Raw genomic sequence first — 23,328 nt, 5'->3', positions numbered from 1 at the left:
CCTCCCAACTCGGCTGCCACGAGCGCGCGGCCGTGGCCCGCGCGCCTACGGCATGCCGCTCCTGCAGTGCCCGTGGGTATCCAACGTGGCAGGGCAGAAAGGGGAAGCGGTGTTTGTCGATCAACTGGGCACACTACTGGCGGTGGCCGTCGGAGCCGCAGGCTCATACGCAACGACCACGCTCACCGAGCGGGCGCGGTGGCGCCGGGCTCAAACCGAGCGATGGCACGAGAAGAAGTTCGACATATACGCACGCTACGGCAATGCGCTCAAGGAACAGATCTGGATCACTCAGCGGGTCGGGGCGGCCCTTGGGTACCCGAACGTCGTGGATCCGCTGGAGCCTGTCGAAGGGCTCCGCCTGCTGGCCGAGGCTGAAACGCGGCGGGCCACGATCTGGGAGTCGGTTCTGCTGGTCGGGGATGCAGCAACCGTCGCAGCAGCCCGCTCCTGGCATGAGGCGATTTGGACTCTTGAACTTCACGTGCGAGAGGAGCGTAATGACTCGGACGGCTGGGCTCGTGACTCCCGTCGTGTGAGCCAGAGACGTGATGCCTTCTACGCATGTGCACGACGCGAACTGGGAGTTGCCGGACCGCCCCCGCCGTCCGGGAACTGGCCTCGGGCCTGGCAAGACGATCAGAACGCCGGATAGGCGGACCGACGTCCCACCAGCTTCCCCGCTATGACCGGCGCAAGCAGCCGCACGCGGGCATTGCGTGCGCCATCCACCTGAACCTGCGGCAAGTCGGTCGTGCGCCTGTGCGCGGCATGCCGCGAGGTAGGGCCGGGCGGTGGTGGGGGAGCATCTACTCAGCCGTCGCCCGCCCGTGAAGGATCGTCATGAGTTCTGCCCTCCGCGCCGTGCCGCCCGTCCTGCTCACCTGCCAACTGGTGGCGGGCTGTTCGTCCGTCGAGCTCGGCACGTCGGCATCGTCCGGGAGCCGGAGTCCGGTGGCGGGGGCGTCGGGATCGGCTGTGCCGTCCGTTGCGTTCGGGTCCATCCGCCAGTCATCACTCATGCCAGGGACGCGGGCTCAGGGGGCCAGCCGGGCGCGCAGGACGTCGGCGTCGGGGTGGCCCAGGTCTTCGAGGATGGGCAGCGCTCGCCGCCAGCAGCGGTGCGCGGCCGGGATGTCGCCCGCGTCCTGGTGGGCGTTGCCGAGGCGGATGAGCGTGTCGGCCTGGGGATGGCGAGCGCCCAACTTCTCGTACAGGTCCAGCGCGTTGTGGTAGCAGGCGACGGCCTGCTGGTGTTCGCCGAGGTGTTGGTGGGCGACGCCGAGGCTGTCCCAGGTGTCCGCTTCGCCGTGCCGGCTGCCGACCGCGCGGTGCAGTTCGAGCGCCTGGGCGCAGGAGTGCAGTGCCTCGTCGTGCTGGCCGAGCTGGGTCTGCATCCAGCCGATCGCGTTCAGCGCTTCCGCCTGGCCCGCCCGGTGTCCGGCCGCGTGGAACAACGCGTAGGCGGCCTTGCCGTGCTCCAACGCCTCCGGGTTGTCGCCCTGCTTGTAGGCGACGATGCCGAGGTTGTTGTAGCTGCGGGCCTGGCCGACCAGATCGCCGAGCGGCTCGTCCAGTTCGAGCGCGCGGCGCAGGCTGGCCCGCGCGTCCGGATAGCGGCCGAGCCGGATGTAGGCCCGGCCCAGTTCACGCAGCGACCTTGCCTGCCCGTGCGGTTCACCGGCCCGTTCAGCCGCGGCGATCGCGACGAATTGGGTGTCGACCAGCTGTCTCCAGTGCCCTGCGCGGATGCAGAAACTGGCCACGCTCCAGGCGAGTTGCCAGGCGTGGGTGTCGAAGCCGGCGCCGGCGGCGCGGTCGATGGCGGCTGGGAACACCGCGTGCTCGGCCGTGAACCACTGCCATGCCTGCTCGTCGTCGACGAGTTCGTCGACGACAGCCCCGGGCTGGGGTTCGCCCAGTGGCAGCCGGTCGTTGGGCGGATGGAGCAGCAGCGCTGCGGCGTGCGCGGTGTGCAGGTAGTGGTCGACCATGCGGTGCATGGCGGCGTGACGCGTCTGCTCGGACTCGTCCTGGTGCGCCTGGCCGGCCGAGTACGCTCGCAGCAGGTCGTGGTAGGCGAATCGGCTGGCGCTGGGTTCGATGAGCAACTTGGCCCTGGTCAGCTCGGACAGGGCCACGCGGGCCTGATCGCGGCCGGTTCCGACGAGGCTGGCGGCCGCGGACACCGAGACGATGGGCCCCGGGTGCAGGCTCAGCAGCCGGAACATCCGGGCCGCCTCGGCGCTCAGAGTCCGGTAGGAACAGGAGAACACCGCGCTGAGGTCGACGCTGGTGTCACCGATGTCCAAGGCGTGCAGCCGATCGCGCACATCCCGCAGCTGCTGGGCCAGCTCGGTCAGCGACACGGCTGGGGTGAGGGTGGCTCGCGCGGCGACGATGCTCAGCGCCAGCGGCAGGTGCACGCATAACTCGATCAGGTCGTCGACAGCCTGCGGTTCCGCGGCGAGCCGTTCCGGGCCCAGCCGGCTCGCCAGCAGGTCATGGGCCTCGGTGGTGGTCATCAGGTCCAGGGGGATGGCGCGTGCCCCCTCGCTGACGATCAGTCCGCCGAGGTGGTCACGGCTGGTGACCACGGTCAGGCACTTGGCCGAGCCCGGCAGCAGCGGCCGGACCTGGCTGGTGTCGCGGGCGTTGTCCAGCACCACGAGCATCCGCCGGTCGGCCAGCTGGGATCGGTACAGCGCCGCCTGCTCGGCCAGAGCGGCCGGGATCCGCTGGGCCGGCACCCCCAGCGCGCCCAGGAGACCCCGGATCGCCTCGGCCGGCTCGACCGGCTGGCTGCCGGGGTCGAAACCCCGCAGGTTGACGTAGAGCTGCCCGTCGGGAAACCGGTCCGCGACCTGGTGCGACCAGTGCACGGCGAGTGCGGTCTTGCCCACGCCCGCCGTGCCGTTGATCGTCGAGATCACCACGGTGTCTTCCCCATCCAGCAAGCTGGTGAGCTCCTTGAGCTGGGACGCCCGACCGGTGAAGCCCGCCACCGCACACGGCAGCTGCCGCGGCACCGCGGCACTCGGTCGGGGCGGCGCCAGGGACGGCATCGTGGTGTCGTTGCGCGCCGCCGCGAGCAGCTGCTCGCGGCGGCGCGGATCGAGTGCGAGGGCGTCGGCGAGCTGGCTCACCGAGGAGAGCCGCGGCTGTCGCCGCCCTGCCTCCAACACGCTGATCGAGTGCACCGACACCCCGGACCGGACTGCCAGTTCGTCCTGCGTCCAGCCGACCGAAAGCCGCCAATCACGCAGAAGCTCCCCAAAGGCACTACCGCCCATTCCCTCCCCCTGGAAACGGTCAGCTACTGAACCCGCACGGCCTGTCGGACCATACCTGGTCCGACAGGCCGTGCGGGTTCAACTTTGCTGTGCCTGTGGGGAGCAGGACGCTTCTCGGCCACCCAGCCACCGAGCACCGCACGTTCATGCTCCGACAACACCAGCTCCGCCAACCGCAGCACTGGACGCCCCATGCGTATCAAGCGACGCACCAGCAGCTCAGGCCACTACTGCGAGGCCGGCGTGGTCCGTTCGGCCAAGGATGCCGGCGCGGAGCCGGCACCCTTGGCCGCTGAAGGACTTACCGGGTCAGTAGCCGCACTTCTGCAGGCCGGCCCGGATGCCGGCCTCGCCGTCCACGTAGGGGGCGTAGGTCCACGCGTAAATGTGCAGCGAGTACCCGAGGTGGTTGTAGTACTCGGTTTTCGTGTGGTACCAGCGGTTTCCCTGGTCCAGCATCTTTCCCTTGTCGCTCCAGCAGTCGACCTCGATACCGTCCGTGACGTTCGGATTCGCGTTGTAGATGAGGTCCTGCTGAGTGGCCTTGTCGGCGTTGTCGATGACGTTGTAGTCGTTGTACAGCCCCACGTTGTGCCCGGTGGTCAAATGGATTCCCATATCCGTGATGGCCGCGTTCGCCGGCGCGGCAGCCAGCAGCCCGCCCGTGACCACGGTACCGACAAGCGCCGCGGCCGCCGCCAACTTCTCTCCCATGCGCATAAGCCTTTTCTCCTGACCGGATAGCGACATCGCCGAGCGATCACCGCACGGCGAAACGAGACTGTTCCCCTCTGCCGACAGGAAGCGGCCGTGCCCCGTTTATCCCGCCCCTGCCGTCGAACAACATCGTCTCCGCCCCAGTTCAGGATCTCCATGACGGCAACTTGACGTTCGCCTGTCGTTGGCGCCGTCAGCAGCGTTCGGCGATGCGCCCGGCGGACTGCTCCGCCAGCCCAGCATCGCCTCGTTCAGCTGCAGCGACAGGTTCAACCCCGACATCGCCCCCGTCCCGCCCGGGGCGTGCGCCGACGAGATCCGAAACCTGCTGGAGGCACTCCAGGACGCCGCGTAACCCACGCAGGCACAGACAGCAGCTCGCGGAATCCGGCACGAGTGCAAGGCGGCGCCCTGAAGGACCTGGCTGCAGGCGGACGACGAACGCCAGCAATGGATTCCTGCACGTTGCCGGAGCGGGCGAGGCAATAGCCACAGACTTCGGATCCCGGCTTCGACACTGAATGCAAAGAGATGGGCTTCCCGGGGCATCGGTGTCAATGGTGATGATCCGGCATCCCTCGGCGACGCGTTCGGCGGTCCACTCCCTGAACTCATCCGCCCGCCAGGAGGACAAAGCCACCGGCGGCTCGTCCAGGAGAAACAGGGTGCCGGGACGGGCGAGGTGCTCCTGCGCCGGAGTTTCACCAAGCCGCGCAATGCCAAGATGAGAGACGAACAGCCCTCCACGAAAACGTTGCTGGCCGTGCTGCTCGATGTCCAGGCATCGCGCCAGTACCCGGCTACTGGAACGTACCTCGGCGGCCTCGCCACCATTGATGTATGGGCATCCGGTAGCCACAGCCACTGCCTCCAACAGCCTGCATTTCCCGCTGCCATTGGGACCCACGAACAGTGCGATACCTACCGGCAAGGTGATGCCACGCTGCAGCTTGCCCGACGGGGTCCTCGACACGGCGGCACCGACCCGCGTACCGTACGGCGTTCAATGAAGCCCGGCGGATGCACGGTCACCATCGCCTTCGACCTGACGCGGCCCGCCGCCTCGCGGGGCTACATCGCGGTCAGCGCCGTCCACGGACGCGACCGGTGCACTTCCTCAGCGGCAACCCCGAACGTGCACTCTTCGACGATGTCGCCCGCCAGGTGACGGAGGGGAAGATGCGGCCGGCAGTGGACACGGTCTTCCTGCTGGAGGAGACAGCATCGGCACACCGGGCGCTGGAGGCGGGCGGGGTGCGCGGGATGCCGCTCGGGCCGACCCCGCTCGGCCCAGCACGACCCGGCGGTGGGTCGGATCCCCAGCGGACCGTACTCATCGAACGCGAACACCCGGTCGGGGAAGGGCGCCGGCACCGGCTCGATGCGGTCCAGCTTGCCGCCACCGACTCGGGACCGCCCCGCCTTGGTGCCGTCAACTATGCCGATTCCCGCCCTGGCATCCGGCTCGGCCATGCCGACCCCACATCCTGCTACTCATGGGTTTCGGCCTGCCCCCGTTCTACCGTTCACCGGCTGCCGGTGGTGCGCGCCCACCGCCTCGTTCTGTGGTGCGTTCGATGCACGCCTGGCTGACGCTTCATGGTGGCCACTCCCGCCAACGCGGCGAGCACGGCGTCGTTGGCCTCCCGGCTGCCGACGGTGAGCCGCAGTCCCTCGCCGGGATAGTGGCGCGCCTGGACTTGGGCATGGGTGAGTGCCGCGGCACCTTCGTCGACCGGATCGGGGGCTGCGAGCCAGAGGGAGTTGGCGTGGCCCGGGCGTATGTGCCAGCCACGCTGGAGGAGTTGGTGGTGGAGCCGGTTGCGTTCGGCGATGATGGTGTCCACGCGTCGGCGCAGTTCGTCGGTGGCGCGAAGCGATGCCTGCACGGCCGCCGTCGCCACTGCGTTGATCCCGAAGGGCAGTTGTTGCCGGCGGATTCGTTCCACCAGGTCGGGGGCGCCGAGTCCGTAGCCGACCCGCAGGGCGGCCAGGCCGTACGCCTTGGAGAAGGTGCGCAGGATCAGCAGGTTGGGGTGGCGACTCAAGAGGGTGGGGGCATCCGGCGGATCGGCGTCACGGGCGAACTCCACATACGCCTCGTCGAGGAGGACGGTGACGTGCCGGGGAACCTGACGTAAGAAGGCCGACAGTGCGTCGGCGGCGACCAAGGTCCCGGTGGGGTTGTGCGGATTGCACAGCACCACGACCCGGGTGCGATGGTCGAGCGCCGCCAGCAGGGCATCCAGATCCTGGCATCCGTCGGGCGCCAGGGGTACGGGGACGGTTTGAGCACCGACCATGGCGCCCAGCAGGGGATATGCGTCAAAGTTGCGCCAGGCGTAGGCCATTGTGTCGCCAGGCTCGACCACAGCCTGCAGCAACTGAAGGGCCACTCCCACCGATCCGCTGCCGACCACGACACGGTCGGGGCTCATCTGACACCATGCGGCGATCCGCTCGGTGAGGTCGTCGGGATAGAACTGCGGGTACCGGTGGGCCTGTGCAACGGCACGTTGCATCGCCTTGCGGACCGAGGGCAGCGGCGGGTACGGGCTCTCGTTCAGGGCCAGTCGGTGCAGCACGGGCATGTTCATCCGTCAGCCCTGCCCGCCGCGCCAACACACGGCAACGGCACCGGCGAAGTCGCCTGCATGGGCGAATCCCCCGAGAACCACCAGGTCACCGTCCGCGACCCGGTGTGACCGGATCGCGCGGTCCAGGGTGATCGGGATCGCCGCCCCGAAGAGATTGCCGTACTCGTCGAAGGTGTTCAGATGCCGTTCGGCGGGTAGTTGCAGCGCTTCTCGCCAGTTCCGCAGGAAGGTGCGGTTGGGCTGGTTGGTGATGAGGACGTCGATGTCGGTGGTCGCCACGCCGAGCCGCCGGCACAGGTCAGTGACCACCTCCGGCACGAGGCGGTTGCCGCGTGCCAGGACCTTGGCGACGCTGGAGTCGGTGAAGCCGATGCGCAGCTGGGACTCGCCCGGCTCCCAGTATTTGCGGCCGTCGTCGACCGCTACGGTCATGTCCCCGGCGTACTCGCCGATATGCCGGGTCTCCACGTCGAGCACCGGGCTGTCGGCCGATGTCGTCACATAGCCCACGCCGCAGCCGTCGCCCGGGATCGCGGCCTGGGCGAGCCGGCGTACCTCGGACTGCGTGAAGCACTGTCCCGCGGCGCTCTGCGCATTGCAGATCAGCGCGGTCTTCGCGTCGGTGGTGCTCAGGATCTGCCGCGCCAGCTTCATCATGTACACGAAGGACGCGCAGCCCGCGTTGGCCACGTCGATGAGCCACTCCGGGTTGAGGACCAGCCGACGTGCCACCTCGGTGCCGGCGCCCACGAAAGGCAGGTCCGGCAGCTGGCTGTGCACCAACAGCACGTCCACACCTCGGATCTCGTCCTTTCCATGCCGTTCGATCAGGGGCTGCACGGCGCGCTCGATCATGTCCGCGTTGGTCTCGTCCGCTGCCACGTGGTGCCGCATCGGCGGGACCTTGAACATGGGGTGGCTGCGCAGCTTGTCCTCGGCTCCGGGGTACTCGGTGTAGAAACCCGCGGGGACCGGCTCGCCGGGCAGGTAGCTTGCGACGTCGGTGAGGCTGACCGTGGTCACTGCGCCACCGCCCTCACCGGAGCCACGCTGACCGGCAGACCATTGCGGTGGCGGTGTTCCAGGATCGCCTTCAGGTTGTTCATCTCCACGGTGTGCCCCGCGTAGAAGAGGTCCCAGAAGTCGCCCACCCAGGGGCGGTCCGGGTGAGGAGCCAGGTCGGGGCTCGGGTTGTCGTAGTAGTACGGGTGCCGGCAGTTGGTCCAGGTGATCACCGATCCCGGCTTGTCGAGCACCTGGCGAGCCGGCACGACGCGCATCAGGTAGATCATCCACAGCTTTTCGCCCTGGTCCCAGGAGCAGTGGTAGTCCACGGTCATTGCCTCGGGATTGGCGACCACCTTGCAGTAGATCCTGGTGTCGTCCTCAAGCCGGTCGTAGCCTGCCCACAGCCCCGGTGTATCGGCGGGCGCGAAGTCCCGCAGGCTGCACGTCCACTCCTCCAGGTGGTGGCCCTGGCGCAGGTAGTCGTAGACCTGCTCCGGGGGGCAGTCGACGTACTCGTGGATGGTGCAGTACTGCCCGTAGACCTGGTGGTGGGGGTAGACGGCATGGGTGAGCTCCATGCAGTGCGCGGTCAACTCCTCCTTGCCGGGGTTCTCGATCCGCATCAGACCGGGGATGTCAGCCAACGTGGACGACGCCTCGCTCATAGGAGCTCTCCTTGCTGTCGGTGGCTTCGGTGCCTCGGGTGGCTTCGAGGAAGGACTGGAAGGGGCGGAATGGAGGGATCTCACCTGGGTCGCAGTCCAGCGCGACGAACGCCGGGCCGCCGTCCACGTTGCTGCGCAGCAGAGCACGGCGCAGGTGCGCAGCGTCGTCGGCTCCTGTGACCTCCAGGGACGGGAAGGCCGCGGCCATGCCGGCGGCGAGGTCGGTCCGGGAGAAGAGGTCGTCGCTGCGGACGCCGCCCTGGAGGTACTCCTCACGCACCGCGCACATGGCGTGGGCGTTGTTGTTGAAGACGACGAAGGTCACGGGTGCGGCGTACTCCACTGCCGTGTGCACTTCCATCCCGTGCATGAAGAAGGCCCCGTCCCCGGCGAGTACATAGGTGCGTCGGCCGGTGGCGAGCGCGGCGCCGATTGCGGCACCGAAGGTGTAGCCCATGCCTCCCATGCCGACCGCCAGCACGAAGCGGCCGTGGCGCGGTGCCGGGAGCAGATGCACCGCACTGGCCCCCGCGTTGCCGGCGTCCACGAAGACATGCGCATCGTGCGGGAGTGCCGCCTCCACCGCGGCGACCGCCTGAGCGTAGGGGATGGTTCGGCCTCGCGCCTGTGCATCCGGGCCCGGTACGAGCGTGGGAAGCGGGCCGGCGTGCCGAGGGCAGGCGCGTGAACGTGGCGGGAGCCGGTCGGTCACCGCGCGCAGCGTGTCCGGCAGATGTCCGATCAGTGCGGTGCCCGGCACGAACGGTGGTTCGGGATCCAGGCATACGACTTCGGTGGCGGCCAGGGCCCGTTCAAGGCCCCCGCGTGCCAGGACCGGCAGCCGGGTGCCGACCAACAGGCACACGTCCGCCCGCCGCAGACAGTCTTCGACGTTGGCATGGCCCATCACGCCGGCCACACCTGCGAATCGGGAATCGCTGTTGTCGAAGACGTCCTTGGCGTCGGGGGTGACCGCGACCCACGCGCCCAAGCGCCGGGCCAGTTCGGCCACCTGCGCACGCGCGTCCGTGGCGGCGACGCCTTCACCGGCGATGACGAGGACGCGGTCGGCCCGCCGAAGGGTGTCCGCCACGGCGGTGACGGCCACCGTGTCGAGCAGCACAGTCGATGCCGTCGGCTGCGACGTCGGCATGCTCGGCGTCTGTGCCGCGCCGCGGCCGGGCAACTGGATCCGTGCCTGCTGCACGTCCTTGGGCAGCAGCAGGACCGCCGGGCCTCGCGGATCAGTCTGTGCCGCCGCCACGGCCCGGGGCAGCAACTCCGTGAGCGAGTCCGCGTCATCGACCCGCGCGCAGAACCGGGAGACAGGTGCGAAGACCTCCCGGGCATCGAAGGAGCCCGCCTTGCCGCTGGTGTCCTGGAACGCCCCGTGGCCCTCCTGGCCGGTCGGCGGCTGCCCCACCAGGGCCAGCACGGGTACCCGGGACGCGTACGCCTCGGCCAGGCCAGGCAGGAGATTCAAGGCACCACCACCCGAGGTGGCGGCAACGACGCCGATGCGCCTGGTGGTACGGGCGCATCCGTCAGCCATCGTGACGGCGGAGAACTCGTGTTTGGCGACGACGCCGCGGACGGTACCGGCGCGGTGAAGTGCGTCGTACAGGTCCTCGATGTTCGCGCCACCGACCCCGAACACGTGGGTGGCGCCGGCCCGGGCGAGCTCCCCCACCAGATAGTCCACCAGGCGTACCGTTCCTGCCTCGGGTAAGTCCGCGGTCGTGGTCATACAGGGCTCCTGTCCGTCTCGTGGTGCGGGTCGATGAAGCCGGAGGGCGAGATGAGCTGAAAGCGGTGCCGGTATTCCTTCGGGGTGAGTCCGAGGTTTCGCCCGAAGGAGCGGAAGAAGGTCTCGGTGGCGCCGAATCCGCAGCGGCGCGCTACCTGACAGATCGTCAGATCAGTGGTTTCCAGCAGCTCACGGGCGCGGGCTATACGCGTTCGCTCGATGTACTGGCCGGGGGTCGTGCCCGCCTCACGCCGGAAAACGCGGGCAAAGTTACGCAGGCTCATGTTGGCTCGCCGGGCGATCTCGGCGACCGGTAAGGGGTTGTGCAGATTCTCCAGAATCCACTCCTGCGCAGCCCGGATCGGCGGATGGTCGGCCAACTGGGCGTCGAGGACGGCGCTGAACTGCGCCTGTCCTCCGTGCCGCTTGAGGAACAGCACCAGATACCGTGCCGTCTGCAGCGCGAGCGCCGCACCGTGATCGGCCTCCACCAGAGCCAGCGCCATGTCGATCCCCGTCGACACACCCGCCGAGGTCACAAAGGGGCCGTCCCACACGAAGATCGGCTCGGCGTCCACCGTCACGTCCGGATAGCGGTGGGCCAGCGCGTCGCTGTACGCCCAGTGCGTGGTCGCGCGTCTGCCGTCGAGGAGGCCGGCCTCGGCGAGCAGAAAAGAACCGCCGCATACGGAGGCAACCCTGCGGGACCGGGCCGCTGCCTGACGGATCCAAGAAACCAACGCCGTTTCCTGGAGCGCACTGTTGAGGCCCCACCCGCCCGGCACGAGGAGCGTGTCGATCGGGCCCTCCCCCGCCTCCAGCGGCGAGGCCCCCACCATCATTCCGGAGCTCATCCGCACCAGTGGTGCTTCGGCGGAGACGAAGTCGATCCGGTAGGGGGCTCCCGCCGGGGCGAGAAACCGGTTGGCGGTATCGAACACTTCAATGGGTCCGGTGATGTCCAGCGCCATTGCGTCCGCGTACATCACCACCACAACACGTCGCTCAAACACGATCACAGCCTGTATCGACCCACGGACTGGCTGCAATGACAGATCATTGACGTATCCGGCCATCGCACACGCCCCGAGTGCGAAAAGCCAGCGCTGGCCAGGCAGTTCGGACCGTAGGCAGACAGCGCCGGGTGAGGCAGCTCACAGGGCGCGGGCTGTGCCACCACTCCCCCGGCGGATGCCGACTCGACGGGATCTCAGCGAATGTCGGCGACGGCTGAAAACTGGTTCCGGATCACTTTCAGTGCCGGGGTGACGTACGCGTGGGCGCCGCCGAGGGAGATACGGAAACCCGCGGCGAGTTGAGCCAGGGGGTCGTGCCGCAGGTGCGCGAGAGCGATCACCGCATGCTCGGACAGCCGGAGTTTGCAGTGTCATTCGCCCTCACGGGCGACGATCAGCATGGTCACCCGGTCCAGCAGTGCGTGCGGCAGGTTCGAATGCGGCAGGATACGGGACCAACAGGGCTCCTGATCCGGAGCGTTGAGATCTAGACACCTCTCTCAACGGCACGGGATCCCTGACTGCTGCCTACGGTCCCGCCGCCACCCGTCCGGGGGCCACCCTGAAAGCCCCCAGTTGTTCACGGACCTGGGAGGCACCCAGATCTGCGGCCGGGTTGTGTTCACGAGTTTCGGGCTCTGACACAGATCTTGGGGAACGATGGCGGAGGGTTACCCAAGCAGATCGTCGTGTGAAGCGGTGTTCGTCTGGTTGCTGTGGCCAAGATTCACTCTGCGAGCCGGACAGTGCATGCCACGATGAGCCCATGAGTGATGAGCACCGCGGTCTACTTGCCGAGAAGACACCCTTCCCCGACGGCCTTGATGATCGGCTGCATGCCCAATTCACCTTTCTCGTTGAGATCGACCAGCTCAAAACCATCCTCCGTCAGTCTCCCCTCGCGGCGGCGGACCGCCGTGAGAACGACGCGGAGCACTCGTGGCACCTGGCGATGATGGTGGTGATCCTGGCCGAACACTCCGACCAACCCATCGACGTGGGGCACACCATTCAGCTTGTCCTTCTGCACGATCTGGTGGAGATCTACGCCGGTGACACCCCCCTGTACGACAGTGCTGCGGGGAGCGATCAGCGCGAACGGGAAGTGGCGGCTGCCGACAAGCTCTTCAGCTTGCTTCCGGCGGATCAGGCTCGGCACCTGCGGCTTCTGTGGGACGAATTCGAGGAACGCCGCACTGCCGAAGCCAGATTCGCCAAGGCGATGGACCGGCTGCAGCCACTGCTTCTCAACTGGATGGCGCGCGGCGGTACGTGGCGTACTCCGGGCGTCACCGCTGATGATGTCCGGGCCCGCAAGGCAGTGATCGGGGAGGCATCCGCTTCCCTGTGGAGGGCTGGGCTACGCCTCATCGACGAGGGCGAGAAGCGCGGCTGGTCGAGACGCGCCACGCCCCAGGGGTGACGAATGCCGCGACGGCTGCTCTGCGCTGGATAACGTGTCGCGGCGGTCACTGAAGCAGAATCAACTTGCGGAGCAGTGCGAATCCGGCTCGTCCGTAGAGCTGCCTTTTGATCTTCTTGATGCGGTTCACGGCGCCTTCGGTGCCGCCTGAGCTCCAGTGCAGGGTGAGGCCGGCGGTCACCGCGTCGAGGTCCCTGAGCAGGTGGAGGGCGAAGCCAGTGAGGCCGGGCAGTTCGCTGGCCTCGACGGCGTCGATCCATGTGGGGAGCGTGGAGCCGAGTCGATTGGTGAGGATCTCGCCGAAGTCGCGGACATGTGCGGCAGCAGCATCGAGTTCGGGGCAGCGGGGGTCAGCATGGCTCGTTCTTGCTCACTCAGGCTTGCGGGGTGACGGGTGAGACAGCCGGTGACCTGCCGCACCGTTGGAGGCGGAGGCGGCGCTGTCGCCGGTGTGGCGCGCAGGGTGGCGATGTAGGCGCGGACCATCTGGTAGGTGACCGGGGCGTTCTTGCGGATGGTGCTGGACGACTGGCCAGGGTGGACGGGACAGATCGAGCCCATCGGGGCGGGCCGCCTGGGCTGGGGCGTCGCCAGCACTCTGGGCCTGCTGCTGGGTATCCGCGGCCTTCGAGTCGGAGCCGGATCCGCCACAGGCCACCAGCGCGAACGCCAGCACGGCAACGGGAGCGGCGAGCAGGGCACAACGGGGCAGAGTTCGGAGAACCAAGACCGACTCTCCGGGGGACGTCAACGACCCTAGAAACCCTCTGTATAGCGGCAGACCAGCAGATGGAGAGAGACAGACCAGCAGAGCACCAATCTTTGGACACTGGCATGCCGCTCCACCGGAGCAGACACCGGACAGCGCCACACCTAGTGCCACATCAGACAACGTTCGCCCTGACGGCATCCCTGCCCGGGCCAGGGTGGAGTGCTTCGTGCTACGGTCCTGCCGCCGTGCATTGCCGCGAACTGAGGAGGTGAGACCGATCAACGCTTTGACTGGTCGGGCCTCCCTCCCTCGCATGGCCTGGGGAGCGCCCGCAGAGGCATCCCGAAAGGCATGAACCGCTATGCGTTTCATATCTGAGACGTCGTCCGACGGCGTCCGCGAACAGCTCTTCACCCTCGGCGACATTCCTGGCGTGTTGTGGACGCCAGAAGGTGCCGTCGCCACTCGTCCGCTCGTCTTGATGGGACACGGTGGCGGTCAGCACAAGAAGGCCCCTGACGTCCTGGCTCGTGCACGCAGCTTCGTGACCGAATGCGGTTTCGCGGTCGTTGCGGTCGATGTTCCCGCCCATGGCGACCGGCCGAAGGTTGAGGAGTACGACCGGATCGCAGCTGAGAACCAGGCTCGCGTGGAAGCCGGTGAAGAGTTGGCCCCGCTGATCGCCGGCTTCCAGGCGCTCGTGGCCCGCCAGACCGTGCCGGAATGGCGGGCGGTCCTGGACGCGGTCCAGCAACTCGAGCACGTAGGCGCCGGCCCAGTGGGCTACTGGGGGGTCTCGCTGGGATGCGGACTCGGTGTTCCCTTCGTCGCTGCCGAACCGCGGGTCCGCGCGGCGGTACTGGGCTTGGGCGGAGTGCTGGCGTCGGCCGAGGCCGCCGCGCGGATCACCGTCCCAGTGGAGTTCTTGGTGCAGTGGGACGATGAGCGGGTGCCGCGGGTTCAGAGCTTGGCGCTGTTCGACGCCTTGGCCTCGGCCGAGAAAACGTTGCACGCCAACCCCGGCAAGCACGGGGAGATCCCGACATTCGAGCTGGAGAGCACGCTGAGGTTCTTCGCCCGGCACCTCGGCTGATACCGCCGCATGCAGTCCGCGACGCGCCGATCGGGAACCGGATCCCGATCGGCGCGTTCACTGAAACTGGTCGGCGTGGCCGACAGAGTTCAGGTTCGACACATCGACGATGACGAGGGACAGCGCCTGCTGCGGATCATCCGCAGCAGGCACCGGGTCAGTGGTGACATGGCGGCGGGCCCAGATGGTCCTGCTGTCCGCGCAGGGCATGCCGGTGGCGAAGATCGCCGAGGTGTCGTTCACCAGCGCGGACCGGGTGAGGGATGTGATCCACAACTTCAACACGGACGGCTTCGCCTCGTTGTGCCCGAAGTACAAAGGCGGCCGGCCGAAGACCTTCACGCTGCCCGAGCTGCTCGAGATCAAGAAGATCGCGAAGTCGAAGCCGACCGAGCACGACCAGCCGTTCTCCACCTGGAGCCTGACCAAGCCGGCGGACTTCCTGGTTGTCGAGGGGGTGGTCGACGACATCAGCCACGAGGGCCTGCGCATCCTGCTCCGCGAGGAAGGCGTCTCCTTATCAACGCCTGAAGACCTGGAAGACCTCCCGCGATCCGGACTACGCAGCCAAGAAGGCCCGGGTCGAGCACCTCTACGCGATCGCCGACGGCGAGGTCATACCCGAGGACGGCGAGCCCGAAGTGGTCTTCTGCATGGACGAGTTCGGTCCGCTCAACCTGATGCCGCACCCCGGCCGTCAGTGGGCCGAACGCGGCGGCAGATATAAGGACCCCGACCGCGAACCACGCCGACGCCGCCGGGCGACCTACACCCGCCCGCACGGCGTCCGGCACCTGTTCGCCGCGTACGACCTGGGCAAGGACCAGCTCTACGGCCACGTCAAGCCGAGGAAGCACCGCACCAGGTTCCTGGAGTTCTGCCGCTATCTGCGCAGCTTCCACCCGCCTAGGACTCGCATCGCGATCATGCTCGACAACTTCTCACCGACCTGAGCACAGCGAAGGACACCAGGGTCGGCGACTGGGCCGACGCGAACAACGTCGAGTTCGCCTACACGCCCACCAACAGCTCATGGTTGAACCGCATAGAAGCCCAGTTCGCCGCCCTGCGCTACTTCGCCCTCGACGGGACGGACCACGCCAGCCACAAAGAGCAGGCCAGCATGATCCGCCGCTACATCATCTGGCGCAACAAGCACGCTGACGACACCCGGCTACCACAGGTCGTCGCCAGGGGAAACGTTGCCTGATGCGACATCAGAACACAGTCCTGGCCTCGTGGAGGCTCAGCGATTGAAGTAAAAGCCTGCGTCGAGGTCGGCGAGCAGAGTGGGGTGGGTCGGCTCCCAGCCGAGCAGTTCGCGGGTTTCCTCGTTCGGCATCTTGACGTCGATGCCGATGAAGGGGAAGGCCTTGAAGTGCTCGGCTGCTTGCTCCGCCGACATGCTGACCGCCTCGATGCCCAAGTGGCGGGCGACGGACTCGGCGATGGTGCGGACCGGGACGCCGGCCTCGGTGGCGCCGGTGACGTGGGAGCCGGTCGGGGCCTTCTCCACCGCGAGCGCCCAGACGCGGGCGACGTCGAGGGTGTGGCCCGCAGCCCAGGTGTTGGCGCCGTCACCGATGTAGCCGGCAACGCCGGCCTGGCGGGCGATCCGGACGTACTGGGGGATGAACCCGTTCCGGTCCCGCTCGCTGTGCGTGACGTTCGGGACCGCGACCAGGACGGTGCGCACGCCGCGCTCGGTGTACCCGTGGACGGCGAGTGCGACCTTGGCGCGGGGATTGCGGTGGTTCACGAGGTCCTCGACGCGGCCCATGCCGATGCCGAGGAAGGCCTTGCCGGTGTCGACGAGTTCGCCGCAGATCGCGTGGACGACCTCTTCGTCCTGCGCGGCGACCTCGGCGAAGCGGCCGGACGCGATGCCCTCGTGCTGGAAGCCGAGGTGGACGACCGCGTCGGCGTTGCGCGCAGCCTCGCGCAGGCCGTCCAGGTCGTTCAGGTTCCCGTGGCGGGCCTCGGCGCCCATCGCCCTGACGGTGGCGGCCGCCTGGTCGGAACGGGCGAGGCCGACGACGTCGTGACCTGCATGGATGAGCTCGGGAACGACGGCGGAGCCGATGTGGCCGCTGGCCCCGGTGACGAAGACGCGCATGAGGATCTCCTCGGGTCGAGGCAGTGATGTGACTTGGTAACATCACCGTAGCACGGTGATGTTACCAAGTCACATCACCTATGATTGTCCCCATGGCTCGATGGGAACCGAACGCACGGCAACGGCTGGTCCGCGCCGCGGTCGACCTGTTCGCGGAGCAGGGATACGAGGCGACGACGGTCAACGAGATCGCCGAGCGGGCCGGAGGGCTGACCAAGACCACGTTCTTCCGGCACTTCACCGACAAGCGCGAGGTGCTGTTCGCCGGGCAAGAGATCCACGGTCGGGTCGCCGCCGAGGCGATCGCCGAGGCGCCGGAATCGGCCACGCCTCTGGAGATGACCGGCCTGGCGGTGGACGCACTCGCATCCGTGTTCACGGAGGACCGGCGTGACGTCGCGCGGCGGCTTCGAGCGGTCATCGCGAACAGCGCGGAGCTGCAGGAACGCTCCGCCTCCAAGCGGGCGGCACTCTCCGACGCGATGGCGCAGGCGCTCCGCGCGCGCGGCATCTCGGACCTTGTCGCCGATCTCGCGGCCGAACTGGGCGCGCGTGCGTTCTACGGTGCGTTCGACCGGTGGACGTCGTCGGCGGATCCGCGGACTCTTGTCGAGTACGCGCGAGAGGTGTTCGGCGAGTTGAAAACGGCTGTCTCCATCCTCGAGTAGCCCGCCTGGCCGGGATGCGGCATTCCCCGATACGCGGCGCTGGCGAAGGTCGGCGCCGCGATCGTCGCGACCGGCATCGCCGAGCAGCACAATCTGCGCCCGCCGCCAGATCACCTCCGACCCGCTGCCCCTGCGCACGATCCGCTCCAGCCAACAACCCTCGTCGTCACCAATACCTCCATCCCGCCGGGTAGGGGTCACCACACCGACGGGGCGAACGTTGCCTGATGCGGCACTAGTTCAGAGAAGTCCGCAGTGGCAAATAGGGTGCAGGGGATGCTGAGGCGGCAGCAGTCTGTGACGTGCTCCGGCCGCTCCCAGGTCACGGCAGGCGCCTGATTGGATGACGTCGTGGATGAGGCAATCGAGTGGACTGATCGCCGCACCTTGGATGGTGGCACCCTTGAACTGGGTTTTCGTGTGGCGCGAGGAGCCAGCACGGTTCCGGGCGTTCTCTGGCTACCGCCTTCCCATATTTCTTCACCGCCTCGTCTCGTCCTGCTGGGCCATGGGGGCAGCGGGCACAAGCGAAGCGCGCGCATCGCTAGCCTGGCCTGCTGGTTTGCGTCCTTCGCCGGCCTTGCTTCACTTGCGATCGATGGACCGCACCATGGCGATCGAGTGCCCAGTCCGCTCCCTGCCTCGGAGTACCAGGCCCGCATCGCAGAAGAAGGGATCGACGTCGTCCTCGATCGCATGGCGGACGACTGGCAGGCGACGGTGAATGCGCTGTCGACCTTGGGGCTCGTGGACGCCGACAACCTCGCTTACCTGGGAATGTCCATGGGTACGCGGTTCGGTATCCCCTTGGCAGCCGCCCTGAGTGGTCGGCTCCGCTGCGCAGTACTCGGCAAGTTCGGCCTCTGGCAAGGACCAGCCCTAGCCAAAGGCATGGAAGCGCCAGAACGCATCGCGACAGACGCCCGACGGATCACCGCACCGACCCTGTTTCACATCCAATGGCACGACGAGATCTTCCCCAGGGACGGTCAGTTGGCCCTCTTCGACGCACTGGGAGCACCGGACAAGCAGCTGATCGGCTACACCGGTGCGCACACGGATACAAAGCCCGTTGCCACAACCCTCTGGCGCGACTTCGTTTCCCGCCACCTGGCAACTCACCGGTAGCAGATAGGGGTGCAGGCGATGCTGGCGAAGGCATGAAGTGGTCCGCTTTGCGCTCGTAGCGGCGGTGGAATCGTCTGGAGCCGGCCAACCACGCCATGGTGCGTTCGATGGTCCAGCGGTGGCGGCCCAGCCCCTGAGAGGACCTCCCTTGCGGGCAATGCGATGGGTGATCCCATGCTTTCGCAACCATCGCCGCAGGTGGTCGTGGTTGCGTCCAGGGAGATTCTGGTCCCCAGTCAGTGATGATCGAAAGGGTGCTGTCACCGGGCATGGGGGCATCGGCAGACCGCTGATCAGGGGCATGGGCGCCGACCCCGTACCGGGAGAGGCAGCTCTCCGTAAGGTGGATGCTGGCACGCTGATGCCGCAGGCAGGCCGGGACGGTTCGGAGCTCAGGAGCAAGGATCGCGTGGACCGAGGACGAGACCGTCGACGTGTATCTGGGCCTGGACGTCGGCAAGGACGAGCACCACGCCACCGCCCTGACTCCGGCCGGGAAGAAAGCCTTCGACAAGCTTCGCCAGTGAAACCACGGCCTTCGCGCTGTTCCCCTGCCTCTGTGACGGAGTACAGGATCAAACGAAGGCCCCCTTCACGTCTGCTGAACTGAGCCGTTTCCACCCTCACGCTGACGCATGGCGACGGACGAGGAAGGCCTGTCCAGACCGTACGGACCCGTCTATCACTACGCTGGGGTGTCCGAGAGCGGCCTGCTGTACAGCGCCGTGCCCATGGAAGAGCCTTCGCCGGTGACATGAGCGCGGATCGACGCAATGTAGTCGTCGCGGTTGATGCGTCCGTCGCCATCGGCGTCCAGGGCCTTGAACGCTGCTTCGGCGTTGGTGGCCGGGTTGTTCAGTGCTGTGCGCAGGGCTGTGAACTCGGGCCCGTCGAGGGCGCCGTCCTGATCGGTGTCGGCGAGGTCGAAGAGGGCGCCGAGGACGGGCGCGCAGACGGTGTCGAACGCCTCGGCGCCCGCCCAGGCCGCGTATTCGTCGAAGGTCATCCCTCCGTCGCCACAGGCGTCCATCGATGCCCACGCCCGCTCGCCGAGTGTGCGTGCGGTGACGACGAGCGGGTCGTCCTCCTTGCGCCCCGTCGCCAGCGCCACGTTCCTGGTGCGTGCCATGTATTCGTCCCTGGAGACGACTCCGTCTCCGTCCGCGTCCAGCATGGCGAAGACGAGTCTCTGCGCGGCTGCCTGGTCCATCGGGATCCCTTCTGACGGCGACGTTCGGTGTGAGTGCTGTGTTCCGGTTCGGCTTACCCCTCAACATCAGGCTCAAGGCACCCATTGGGTGTGCGCGGGGTGCGTCCCGCGCAAAGTGCGGGTCGTACGCGGGTGGTGTGCGGCAACGCGCCTGGGTGGCAGGAGTGGCCCGGGGTAGTCACGGCCTGTTGGCAGAGCGGATTCGCTGGAGGGTGGATGTTCGGTAGAGGTGGCGCGGCAGTGGCGCTGAGTTCCTTGGCCCTGGTGGGCTCGTCGGTGGTGTGGGCTCCGGCGAGCCAGGCCCATGTGCCCGAGCACAGAGAGAGTGTCCTGTGCATGGGTTCCAGCACCAGCATGTACGACCCGCCATTGACTCTGCTGCCCCGCCCGACCCGCGTTCGCACACGCGCCAGTTACGGATGCGCGGTCGCTCCCGGCCGGACGGTGTCGGCCACCGGCTACCTGGAAGGAGAGTCGCCCTCAGCGTCCTGCATCACGGTAGACAGCCCCCGCCTCAAGGAAGTCGTCCGCTATGCCGACGGCAAAAGGTCGTTGATCTCCTACGACAGCGGCACCAGCATCCGCGTCGCCGGCGTCCTCGTCGTCAGGCTGTCGGGCCGGGTTGTCGAGGGCCGCGGCGAAGGGCTGGCGGCACATCGGACCGTGCCCGCGCTCCCCGGCAAGCTGCCCACGGAGTGCCTCTTGTCCGGGCTGACGGGAAGCACCGGTGAGGCGCTGCTGGAGATCGGAGCGTGACCCCGGCCATGGCAGGGATTCCCACCGAACCCATCGGCAGCATTCCCCGGCCCGCCGAGCTCCTCGTAGCCGTGGCAGACCATGCCGCGGGCCGGATCGGCAACGAGGAACTCGCAGTTGCCCAGGACCGCGCGGTCGCCGACACCATTCGATGCCTGGAGGACATCGGCTCCCCGGTCGTCACCGACGGCGAACAGGCCAAACCCAGCTTCGCCACCTATCCCCTGTCCGGCCTGGACCGGCTGTCACCCGACGGCGTCGTCATTCCCTTCGCCGATGGACACCAGCGACAGCTACCCCGCCTGACGGCCGGGCCGCTGCGCTACGGCGTCCACGCCGACGGCTACCTCCGCACGGCCCTGCGGTACGCGACCGTACCGGTGAAGCAGGCCGTCATCGCGCCCTCGGCTCTCAGCCTCCTCTATCCACCCGAAGGCATCGACGGATATCCCCGCGATGCCTTCCTCGACGACCTCACCAGTGGGGCCGAGACCGACATCCGACGGTGCTTGGATGCCGGCGCGCACTGCGTCCAGCTGGACTTCACCGAGGCCCGCCTGGCACTGAAGCTCGACCCGGGCGGCGGACTGCTGGAGCAGTTCATCGCGCTCAACAACCGGGTCCTGGAACGCTTCTCCGCCGCCGAGCAGGCCAGGATCGGCGTACACACCTGCCCCGGCGGTGACCAGGACTCCACGCACAGCCTTGACGTGGACTACACGGCCCTGCTGCCCGTCTTGCTCCGGCTCAAGGCCGGCGCCTTCTACGTGCAGCTCGCCAGCGAGCCCGACCCGGACAAGGTCCTCGCCGTCCTCGCCGATCACCTTCCCGACCAGGCCCGCGCCTTCATCGGCGTCACCGACCCGATCGATCCCCGCGTCGAGCCCCCCGAACTGGTCCGCGACCGCGTCCTGGCCGCTGCCCGTCACGTGCCCGTCGACCGCCTGGGCACCTGCGACGACTGTGGCTTCTCCCCCTTCGCCGACGACACCTCCACCTCCCGGGACACCGCCTTCGCCAAGATCCGCGCCCGCATCGAAGGCACCGCCCTGGCAGCCCATGAACTGGGCGGCTGAATCTTAGGCGGAGGATGTGACAACACTGCGCGGATGAACGGCCGTGCCTGCCCACTCCACAGGCGAATACTGCAACTCTCGAATACCGACACTTCACCGGGGTGCCCGAGCCACCGCCGAAGCACTGTCAGCGGTAACCGGGGCGCTTGCCTCTCCGGCCACACTCCTGCTGCCCCGCTGCTCGACAAGCCCGAACAGGCGTCGCCCTCCGCACAGTCACTGACACTCCGGCTGCCTCGCCTGTCGATGATCACCGGCCTGTTCGCCCTCACCTGGCTGATCGTGGTGATCCTGATGATCGTCCGCCCCGGCTCGACGACCGGCGCATAACAGCTCAGCTACTTCAGTGACTCCGGCCCACTGCCGGTGACGGTTGACGTGGTCGCGCTGTTTCAACAGCGCGCGGATGTGCGAACCAGGGCGAAGAGAACCAGACCCGTAGCTGCGCGCGGAACCTTCCACGCGGGAGAACCCGGTCTCGGACAATGGACAGGATTAAACCCTGTCCATAATTTCGGCTCGAGCGCCCAGCCGAGCGTCTCGGGAACGACCGTGACTGCGCGGGCCAGAGCAAGTGGGGCGGGCAGAGCAAAGGGCGGCACCGGGACCTCCTGCGGGGCCTTCAGCGTAGGCTGTCCGCCCCGGGCATGGGCCCCTGGACCTGCCAGGGTGCGGGAGCAGCTCCGCCTCGAGAACCGACAGACCCCGACTACACCCTCTGCTGCGATGAGCCGGCTATGAGCCGGGGCCGACCTGGCCCGGAAGCCGGGGCCACTTCAAGCCCGAATCTCCGCCCAACCGATCTCCGAGTGGAGCCGCTTCAAACCGGAAAAATGGGGCCAACTCAAGGGTCTGGCACAAGTCCCGTGCCCTGACTACGCAGCGCAATGTTTCCCGTCTCTTTCGACTTGGCCCCTGTCTTCGTCCTAGCAAACCCTGATGCTCACGATCAGCGGTTACGTTCCGCAGTTGTCAGTTGCAGCTCTTCGACGCGGCGTTCACCCGTCCCTGGCCACCTGGTGCCGGCTGGACCGGCGCGGGAGTGCGTTTGGCGGCGCGGCTGACGATGGCCGTCTCGACATGAGTGATGCCCAGGCCGACCAGGTCGCGGGAGAGGAAGCCGTAAAGGGCTGTCAGGTCCGGGAAGTACGCGGCCGCGTGCAGGTTCGAAGGTCCCGACGTCGCGAACGCTCCGTGCACCGAGGGGTGGTCGGCCAGCGCCTGCCCGGCAACGGCCAGATGGTCGGGGGTCACGTGCAGCAGGAGCTTGGCCTCGATGGGCAGCCCGAGACGGTGCGGATCGACCAGGACCTGGGTGATCAGACGGCCCTGGGCGGCCAGTTGGGCGAGGCGGCGGCGCACCGTGCTCTCCGGGTGGCCCGTTCGGGCAGCCAGGGCTGCCGCTGTCAGGCGCGCGTCGGGGGTGAGGGCGTCGATGAGGGACTGTTCCAGGGCATCGGCATCCACGCCGTAGGGGCCCGGAGAACTCGAAGGGGGCGCCCCGGGAACCGGCTCGGCTGGTCTCAGCTCCGCGCGTTCGGGCCCGGTCAGCACCTGGTGGCGCCACTCGGAGGTGAGCCGGAAGACGTGCAGGATCGTGGCGCTCTCCAGAGACATCACCGCCTGAGTGGAAGGCAGTTGCCGGAAAACCAACGGGTCGCGTGAACCAGGCTCGGTGCGGGCAACCGCGAAGATCTCGTCACCCGCGGTGGTGACGTCGACGAACGGGATGTCCTCGCGCGCCGCGAGCGCGGCCACGATCGTGTCGAGCTTTCCCCGCAGGACCCGGATGCGCAGGAACAGGGCCCCGGCCGCGCCACCGCCCCGCGGTCGCGCGACCGGTGAGATCACCACGCGCACGGTGCCGTCGGCGCCGAGCGCGTGCAGGCGGCGGCGCACGGTGGCGGGGCTGAGCCCCAGCACATGGGCCGCCCGCTCCGCGGTGAGGCGGCCGTCCCACTGCAGCGCCGCCACCAGCCGCTGATCCATGAGGCTCAGTACGGAACCCGCCGATGCGCGCGCCATAAAGGAGAGTTTCGCTCATTCCGTCGCCGTGCGGAGCCCATTTCGGGGATTGCGCCCCAAGCATGGATGACATCCACT

General features: G+C 67.9%; 20 protein-coding genes and 4 pseudogenes. 9 read left to right on the top strand and 15 right to left on the bottom strand.

The genetic code is table 11. The features are described 5' to 3' along the window. Positions 1-1,037: 1,037 nt before the first annotated feature. The 3 genes from ACFY1U_RS34135 to ACFY1U_RS34125 form a co-directional block, all read right to left on the bottom strand. Positions 1,038-3,293 carry an ATP-binding protein gene (locus ACFY1U_RS34135; protein WP_390698006.1) on the bottom strand — a complete coding sequence of 752 codons (2,256 nt, stop codon included), beginning with the start codon at positions 3,291-3,293 and terminating at the stop codon, positions 1,038-1,040. 309 nt (positions 3,294-3,602) lie between these two features. Next, positions 3,603-4,007, bottom strand: a complete 405-nt coding sequence (locus ACFY1U_RS34130; protein ID WP_390698005.1) for a hypothetical protein — start codon at positions 4,005-4,007, stop codon at positions 3,603-3,605. A 196-nt stretch (positions 4,008-4,203) separates the two neighbouring features. Continuing rightward, a complete protein-coding gene (locus tag ACFY1U_RS34125) occupies positions 4,204-4,983 on the bottom strand; it encodes a hypothetical protein (RefSeq protein ID WP_390698004.1) in 780 nt (259 codons plus the stop codon). 47 nt (positions 4,984-5,030) lie between these two features. Between ACFY1U_RS34125 and ACFY1U_RS34120 the strand changes: the two are divergent. Further along, positions 5,031-5,213: pseudogene (locus tag ACFY1U_RS34120) on the top strand (hypothetical protein); the annotation flags it as partial. Positions 5,214-5,267: 54 nt separating this feature from the next. Here ACFY1U_RS34120 and ACFY1U_RS34115 read toward each other — a convergent pair. From ACFY1U_RS34115 to ACFY1U_RS34085, 7 genes and pseudogenes are all read right to left on the bottom strand, one after another. Then, positions 5,268-5,405 (bottom strand): annotated as a pseudogene (locus tag ACFY1U_RS34115) (IS630 family transposase); the annotation flags it as partial. 131 nt (positions 5,406-5,536) lie between these two features. Then, positions 5,537-6,607 carry a histidinol-phosphate transaminase gene (locus ACFY1U_RS34110; RefSeq protein WP_390698003.1) on the bottom strand — a complete coding sequence of 357 codons (1,071 nt, stop codon included), beginning with the start codon at positions 6,605-6,607 and terminating at the stop codon, positions 5,537-5,539. Between the two features lie 3 nt (positions 6,608-6,610). Then, entirely contained in the window at positions 6,611-7,630 is a 1,020-nt protein-coding gene (locus tag ACFY1U_RS34105; RefSeq protein ID WP_390698002.1) for a 3-oxoacyl-ACP synthase III family protein, read from the bottom strand. Next, positions 7,627-8,280 carry an SRPBCC family protein gene (locus ACFY1U_RS34100; protein WP_390698001.1) on the bottom strand — a complete coding sequence of 218 codons (654 nt, stop codon included), beginning with the start codon at positions 8,278-8,280 and terminating at the stop codon, positions 7,627-7,629. Before ACFY1U_RS34100 ends, ACFY1U_RS34105 begins: the two co-directional genes overlap by 4 nt. After that, complete coding sequence (locus ACFY1U_RS34095; protein ID WP_390698000.1) at positions 8,252-10,027, bottom strand: thiamine pyrophosphate-binding protein; 1,776 nt, start codon at positions 10,025-10,027, stop codon at positions 8,252-8,254. Before ACFY1U_RS34095 ends, ACFY1U_RS34100 begins: the two co-directional genes overlap by 29 nt. After that, on the bottom strand, positions 10,024-11,103 hold the full coding sequence (locus ACFY1U_RS34090) for a GlxA family transcriptional regulator (RefSeq protein WP_390697999.1): 1,080 nt from the start codon (positions 11,101-11,103) through the stop codon (positions 10,024-10,026). Before ACFY1U_RS34090 ends, ACFY1U_RS34095 begins: the two co-directional genes overlap by 4 nt. A 134-nt stretch (positions 11,104-11,237) precedes the next feature. Beyond that, the gene (locus tag ACFY1U_RS34085) at positions 11,238-11,384 is read right to left on the bottom strand and encodes a hypothetical protein (protein ID WP_390697998.1); all 147 of its coding nucleotides are present in this window, start codon (positions 11,382-11,384) and stop codon (positions 11,238-11,240) included. A 425-nt stretch (positions 11,385-11,809) separates the two neighbouring features. On the opposite strand from ACFY1U_RS34085, the gene ACFY1U_RS34080 reads away from it, so the two are divergent. Further along, positions 11,810-12,466, top strand: coding sequence for an HD family hydrolase (locus ACFY1U_RS34080; RefSeq protein ID WP_390697997.1), 657 nt, complete (start codon positions 11,810-11,812; stop codon positions 12,464-12,466). Between the two features lie 46 nt (positions 12,467-12,512). On the opposite strand, the gene ACFY1U_RS34075 is transcribed toward ACFY1U_RS34080, so the two are convergent. After that, a complete protein-coding gene (locus ACFY1U_RS34075) occupies positions 12,513-12,698 on the bottom strand; it encodes a hypothetical protein (protein WP_390698067.1) in 186 nt (61 codons plus the stop codon). A gap of 841 nt (positions 12,699-13,539) precedes the next feature. Here ACFY1U_RS34075 and ACFY1U_RS34070 point away from each other — a divergent pair. Continuing rightward, positions 13,540-14,271 carry a dienelactone hydrolase family protein gene (locus tag ACFY1U_RS34070; RefSeq protein WP_390697996.1) on the top strand — a complete coding sequence of 244 codons (732 nt, stop codon included), beginning with the start codon at positions 13,540-13,542 and terminating at the stop codon, positions 14,269-14,271. A gap of 75 nt (positions 14,272-14,346) precedes the next feature. Then, positions 14,347-15,481: pseudogene (locus ACFY1U_RS34065) on the top strand (IS630 family transposase). Positions 15,482-15,517: 36 nt separating this feature from the next. On the opposite strand, the gene ACFY1U_RS34060 reads toward ACFY1U_RS34065, so the two are convergent. Beyond that, positions 15,518-16,387 carry an NAD-dependent epimerase/dehydratase family protein gene (locus ACFY1U_RS34060; protein ID WP_390697995.1) on the bottom strand — a complete coding sequence of 290 codons (870 nt, stop codon included), beginning with the start codon at positions 16,385-16,387 and terminating at the stop codon, positions 15,518-15,520. Between the two features lie 92 nt (positions 16,388-16,479). Here ACFY1U_RS34060 and ACFY1U_RS34055 point away from each other — a divergent pair, with 92 nt between their 5' ends. Together ACFY1U_RS34055 and ACFY1U_RS34050 are read left to right on the top strand one after the other, a co-directional pair. Then, a complete protein-coding gene (locus ACFY1U_RS34055) occupies positions 16,480-17,055 on the top strand; it encodes a TetR/AcrR family transcriptional regulator (RefSeq protein WP_390697994.1) in 576 nt (191 codons plus the stop codon). Between the two features lie 351 nt (positions 17,056-17,406). Continuing rightward, positions 17,407-18,183: a dienelactone hydrolase family protein gene (locus ACFY1U_RS34050; protein ID WP_390698078.1), complete on the top strand. Its 777-nt coding sequence runs from the start codon at positions 17,407-17,409 to the stop codon at positions 18,181-18,183. Positions 18,184-18,223: 40 nt separating this feature from the next. Here the strand turns inward: ACFY1U_RS34050 and ACFY1U_RS34045 are convergent. Together ACFY1U_RS34045 and ACFY1U_RS34040 are read right to left on the bottom strand one after the other, a co-directional pair. Continuing rightward, positions 18,224-18,354: pseudogene (locus tag ACFY1U_RS34045) on the bottom strand (IS5/IS1182 family transposase); the annotation flags it as partial. 514 nt (positions 18,355-18,868) lie between these two features. After that, entirely contained in the window at positions 18,869-19,393 is a 525-nt protein-coding gene (locus ACFY1U_RS34040) for an EF-hand domain-containing protein (RefSeq protein ID WP_390697993.1), read from the bottom strand. A 336-nt stretch (positions 19,394-19,729) separates the two neighbouring features. Between ACFY1U_RS34040 and ACFY1U_RS34035 the strand changes: the two genes are divergently transcribed. Genes ACFY1U_RS34035 through ACFY1U_RS34025 form a run of 3 tightly spaced genes read left to right on the top strand, consistent with a single transcriptional unit; the run spans position 19,730 to position 21,555 of the window. After that, positions 19,730-20,149, top strand: coding sequence for a hypothetical protein (locus ACFY1U_RS34035; RefSeq protein ID WP_390697992.1), 420 nt, complete (start codon positions 19,730-19,732; stop codon positions 20,147-20,149). Between the two features lie 8 nt (positions 20,150-20,157). Further along, complete coding sequence (locus ACFY1U_RS34030) at positions 20,158-21,225, top strand: cobalamin-independent methionine synthase II family protein (protein WP_390697991.1); 1,068 nt, start codon at positions 20,158-20,160, stop codon at positions 21,223-21,225. Positions 21,226-21,258: 33 nt separating this feature from the next. Continuing rightward, positions 21,259-21,555, top strand: a complete 297-nt coding sequence (locus tag ACFY1U_RS34025) for a hypothetical protein (protein ID WP_390697990.1) — start codon at positions 21,259-21,261, stop codon at positions 21,553-21,555. A gap of 642 nt (positions 21,556-22,197) precedes the next feature. On the opposite strand, the gene ACFY1U_RS34020 is transcribed toward ACFY1U_RS34025, so the two are convergent. Continuing rightward, the gene (locus tag ACFY1U_RS34020; protein WP_390697989.1) at positions 22,198-23,250 is read right to left on the bottom strand and encodes an Lrp/AsnC family transcriptional regulator; all 1,053 of its coding nucleotides are present in this window, start codon (positions 23,248-23,250) and stop codon (positions 22,198-22,200) included. Between the last annotated feature and the right edge of the window lie 78 nt (positions 23,251-23,328).

It is taken from the genome of Streptomyces sp. NPDC001351 (genome assembly GCF_042896045.1).
In the GTDB taxonomy this organism is placed as follows: Bacteria; Actinomycetota; Actinomycetes; order Streptomycetales; family Streptomycetaceae; genus Streptomyces.
Note: the sequence above shows the minus strand (reverse complement) of the source record. Positions and strands in the feature narration are given on the sequence as shown.

Bases quoted from the DNA above. Each gene is read 5' to 3' on its own strand.
- ACFY1U_RS34135 (WP_390698006.1), bottom strand. From the start codon at position 3,293: ATGGGCGGTAGTGCCTTTGGGGAGCTTCTGCGTGATTGGCGGCTTTCG.
- ACFY1U_RS34130 (WP_390698005.1), bottom strand. From the start codon at position 4,007: ATGGGAGAGAAGTTGGCGGCGGCCGCGGCGCTTGTCGGTACCGTGGTC.
- ACFY1U_RS34110 (WP_390698003.1), bottom strand. From the start codon at position 6,607: ATGAACATGCCCGTGCTGCACCGACTGGCCCTGAACGAGAGCCCGTAC.
- ACFY1U_RS34100 (WP_390698001.1), bottom strand. From the start codon at position 8,280: ATGAGCGAGGCGTCGTCCACGTTGGCTGACATCCCCGGTCTGATGCGG.
- ACFY1U_RS34095 (WP_390698000.1), bottom strand. From the start codon at position 10,027: ATGACCACGACCGCGGACTTACCCGAGGCAGGAACGGTACGCCTGGTG.
- ACFY1U_RS34090 (WP_390697999.1), bottom strand. From the start codon at position 11,103: ATGGCCGGATACGTCAATGATCTGTCATTGCAGCCAGTCCGTGGGTCG.
- ACFY1U_RS34080 (WP_390697997.1), top strand. From the start codon at position 11,810: ATGAGTGATGAGCACCGCGGTCTACTTGCCGAGAAGACACCCTTCCCC.
- ACFY1U_RS34070 (WP_390697996.1), top strand. From the start codon at position 13,540: ATGCGTTTCATATCTGAGACGTCGTCCGACGGCGTCCGCGAACAGCTC.
- ACFY1U_RS34060 (WP_390697995.1), bottom strand. From the start codon at position 16,387: ATGCGCGTCTTCGTCACCGGGGCCAGCGGCCACATCGGCTCCGCCGTC.
- ACFY1U_RS34055 (WP_390697994.1), top strand. From the start codon at position 16,480: ATGGCTCGATGGGAACCGAACGCACGGCAACGGCTGGTCCGCGCCGCG.
- ACFY1U_RS34040 (WP_390697993.1), bottom strand. From the start codon at position 19,393: ATGGACCAGGCAGCCGCGCAGAGACTCGTCTTCGCCATGCTGGACGCG.
- ACFY1U_RS34035 (WP_390697992.1), top strand. From the start codon at position 19,730: ATGGGTTCCAGCACCAGCATGTACGACCCGCCATTGACTCTGCTGCCC.
- ACFY1U_RS34030 (WP_390697991.1), top strand. From the start codon at position 20,158: ATGGCAGGGATTCCCACCGAACCCATCGGCAGCATTCCCCGGCCCGCC.
- ACFY1U_RS34025 (WP_390697990.1), top strand. From the start codon at position 21,259: ATGAACGGCCGTGCCTGCCCACTCCACAGGCGAATACTGCAACTCTCG.
- ACFY1U_RS34020 (WP_390697989.1), bottom strand. From the start codon at position 23,250: ATGGCGCGCGCATCGGCGGGTTCCGTACTGAGCCTCATGGATCAGCGG.